Origin of the sequence: Pseudomonas sp. NPDC087817 (genome assembly GCF_044742875.1) — a bacterium.
In the GTDB taxonomy this organism is placed as follows: Bacteria; Pseudomonadota; Gammaproteobacteria; order Pseudomonadales; family Pseudomonadaceae; genus Aquipseudomonas.
Genome location: NZ_JBIUVJ010000133.1, coordinates 1,290 through 4,379, shown reverse-complemented (window position 1 = coordinate 4,379; position 3,090 = coordinate 1,290). Strand labels below are relative to the sequence as shown.

The window sequence follows — 3,090 nt, the reverse complement described above, 5'->3', positions numbered from 1 at the left end:
ACCGTCCGTGACTGGGACGGTGAGGACTTCGCCGATCAATACGCGCTTACCTTGCAGATCGAGGTCGCACATCTTCAACACGGTCATGGGTCGCACTTCCTACGGTTTTTTTGAAGTTGCTGTTTGCAGATAGTGTTCTGCAACATCCAGCATTCGGTTGGCAAAACCCCATTCGTTGTCGAACCAGGCCAGGATGTTTACCAGTTTGGGGCCGGAAACACGGGTCTGACTGGCATCGACGATGGCCGAATGTGGGTCATGGTTGAAATCACAGCTTGCGTGGGGAAGCTCGGTGTAAGCCAACAGGCCTTTGAGCGGGCCGCTGGTGGCAGCCTCGCGCAGAATCCGGTTGACCTCATTGGCGTCGGTCGCGGTGGCGGTCTGCATCGTGATGTCGAGGCAAGACACGTTGACCGTCGGCACGCGTACGGCTTTGGCCTGAATTCGCCCGGCAAGTTCCGGCAGCAGGCGCTCGATACCGCGCGCCAGACCAGTGGACACCGGGATCACCGACTGGAACGCCGAACGCGTGCGGCGCAGGTCTTCGTGGTGATAGGCGTCGATCACCGGCTGATCGTTCATCGCCGAGTGAATCGTGGTGATCGACACGTAATCGAGGCCAATCGCCTTGTCGAGTAAACGCAACAGCGGCACGCCGCAGTTGGTCGTGCAGGAGGCGTTGGACACCAGCAACTCATCACCAGTCAGGCAATCCTGATTGACGCCGTAAACGATGGTGGCGTCGACATCCGCCTCGCTGGCCATCGGCTGCGAGAACAACACGCGTGGCGCGCCAGCGTTGAGAAAGCGCTGGCCATCTTCACGGGTGTTGTAGGCACCGGAACACTCAAGCACCAGATCGACGCCAAGGGACGCCCAATCGATGCCTTCGGGGGTAGCACTGCGCAGGACCTTCACGCAGTCGCCATTAATATGCAGACAATCGCCTTCTACTCGCACTTCGCCGGGAAAGCGGCCGTGAGTGGAGTCGAAGCGTGTCAGGTATTCGATGCTGGCCATGTCGGCCAGATCGTTGATTGCGACAATTTCAAACCCGGCTTTCTCGCCTCGCTCAAACAACGCACGCAAGACGCAACGACCAATCCGGCCGTAGCCGTTGAGTGCAACTTTGTAAGGACGCGGTTGAGGCATGGGGTTCTCGATTACCGTGGTGAATCAGAAAGCTCTTTATTGTCTGAAGCGACGCTATCGCGAGCAGGCTCACTCCTACATGGGCAACGTAAAACCCTGTAGGAGTGAGCCTGCTCGCGATGGCGTCAGCCCGGACAACACAACTGTCGGACTTAGTCTTCCAGCAGCTCTTCAGCCTGACCCAGGATGTTTTCCAGGGTGAAGCCGAACTCTTCGAACAGTGCCGAAGCCGGAGCCGATTCGCCGTAAGTGGTCATGCCGATCACGCGACCTTCCAGACCCACGTACTTGAACCAGAAGTCGGCGTGAGCCGCTTCGATCGCGATACGCGCGCTGACCTGCAACGGCAGCACGGCTTGCTTGTAGCCCGCGTCCTGAGCATCGAACACGCTGGTGCAAGGCATGGAAACCACGCGCACCTTACGGCCCTGCTCGGTCAGTTTGTCGTACGCCTGAACAGCCAGGCCCACTTCAGAACCGGTCGAGATCAGGATCAGCTCAGGCTCGCCTGCGCAGTCCTTCAGCACGTAGCCACCGCGGCTGATGTCGGCGATCTGACGGGCATCGCGCTCTTGGTGCTGCAGGTTCTGACGCGAGAAGATCAGCGCCGATGGGCCGTCCTTGCGCTCCAGAGCGTTTTTCCAGGCCACGGCCGATTCAACGGCATCGGCTGGACGCCAGGTGTCGAGGTTCGGTGTGGTACGCAGGCTGGTCAGTTGCTCGATCGGCTGGTGCGTCGGGCCGTCTTCGCCCAGACCGATGGAGTCGTGGGTGTAGACGTGGATCACTTGCTTCTTCATCAGCGCGGACATGCGCACGGCGTTGCGGGCGTATTCCATGAACATCAGGAAGGTCGCGCCGTAAGGCACCAGGCCGCCGTGCAGAGTGACGCCGTTCATGATCGCGGTCATGCCGAATTCGCGCACGCCGTAGTACATGTAGTTGCCGCTGGCATCTTCAGCGCTGACGCCTTTGCAACCTTTCCACAGGGTCAGGTTGGAACCGGCCAGGTCAGCCGAACCGCCGAGCAGTTCCGGCAGCAGCGGGCCGAACGCGTTCAGGGTGTTCTGGCTGGCTTTACGGCTGGCGATGGTTTCGCCTTTGGCAGCCACTTCAGCGATGTAGGCCGAGGCTTTTTCGGAGAAGTCGGCCGGCAGCTCGCCGCTCAGACGACGCACCAGTTCGTTGGCTTCGGTCGGGAACGCGGCGGAGTAAGCAGCGAAACGCTGATCCCACTCGGCTTCAACAGCACGGCCAGCTTCTTTGGCATCCCATTCGGCATAGATGTCGGCCGGGATTTCGAACGGGCCGTAGTTCCAGTTCAACGCTTTGCGAGTCAGAGCGATTTCCGCGTCGCCCAGCGGGGCGCCGTGGCAATCTTCTTTGCCCTGCTTGTTCGGCGAACCGAAACCGATGGTGGTCTTGCAGCAGATCAGGGTCGGCAGCGGGCTCTTGCGCGCGGTCTCGATGGCGGTCTTGATCTCTTCCGGATCGTGACCGTCGACGTTGCGGATGACCTGCCAGTTGTAGGACTCGAAACGCTTCGGCGTGTCATCGGTGAACCAGCCTTCGACTTCGCCGTCGATGGAGATGCCGTTGTCATCGTAGAAAGCAATCAGCTTGCCCAGGCCCAGAGTACCGGCCAAGGACGCGACTTCGTGGGAAATGCCTTCCATCATGCAGCCATCACCCAGGAACACGTAGGTGTGGTGGTCAACGATATTGTGGCCAGGACGGTTGAACTGCGCGCCCAGCACTTTTTCAGCCAGAGCGAAGCCCACGGCGTTGGCCAGACCCTGACCCAGAGGGCCAGTGGTGGTCTCGACGCCCGGGGTGTAACCGAATTCCGGGTGACCCGGGGTACGGCTGTGCAGTTGACGGAATTGTTTGAGGTCGTCGATCGACAGGTCGTAACCGGTCAGGTGCAGCAGCGAGTAG

The 3,090-nt window shown here is 60.1% G+C and carries 2 protein-coding genes; both read right to left on the bottom strand.

Features of this window, described 5'->3' with window-relative positions; all coding sequences use genetic code 11:
• Nucleotides 1–99: 99 nt before the first annotated feature.
• Nucleotides 100–1,152, bottom strand: a complete 1,053-nt coding sequence (gene epd / locus ACIONG_RS29880) for an erythrose-4-phosphate dehydrogenase (RefSeq protein ID WP_034153619.1) — start codon at nt 1,150–1,152, stop codon at nt 100–102.
• Nucleotides 1,153–1,304: 152 nt separating this feature from the next.
• Nucleotides 1,305–3,090 (bottom strand): transketolase (gene tkt / locus ACIONG_RS29875; protein WP_401304566.1); only part of this gene is annotated, 1,786 nt, incomplete at its 5' end.